Origin of the sequence: Enterobacter cloacae complex sp. P13B, from assembly GCF_014895915.1 — a bacterium.
In the GTDB taxonomy this organism is placed as follows: Bacteria; Pseudomonadota; Gammaproteobacteria; order Enterobacterales; family Enterobacteriaceae; genus Enterobacter; species Enterobacter bugandensis.
The window spans coordinates 1-326 of sequence record NZ_JADBQN010000137.1 but is presented as its reverse complement, the minus strand read 5'-3'; the positions used below and the strand labels follow the sequence as shown (position 1 = coordinate 326).

The 326-nt window shown below is 33.1% G+C and carries 1 pseudogene; it reads left to right on the top strand.

Features of this window, described 5'->3' with window-relative positions:
- Positions 1-326, top strand: a pseudogene (locus tag IM273_RS22305) (site-specific integrase); the annotation flags it as partial.

Genomic DNA, 326 nt, shown 5'->3' with positions numbered 1-326 from the left:
AGATAAATTTAGTGTTGGGATTAATAACTATAGAGGCGAATTGCCAATCTTCATGGATTTAGACAAGATTACGGAAATAAAAATAATTGAGGAGTTTCTATCTGATTTAACAACAGATTTTTTCCATATGAAAAATTCAGTCATGTCAAAGCTATTAAAACGCTTTCCTTCAAAATTCGATGTTAGATCAGAAAGGACTAACAGCTATATAGAGCTTAATGCCAGAAGATTTAGATATACATTAGGGAGTCGACTGGCTAATGAAGGAGCCTCAATTGAGGTGATTGCTAAAGCGTTAGATCATAAATCAGCAAACTCTTCTATGA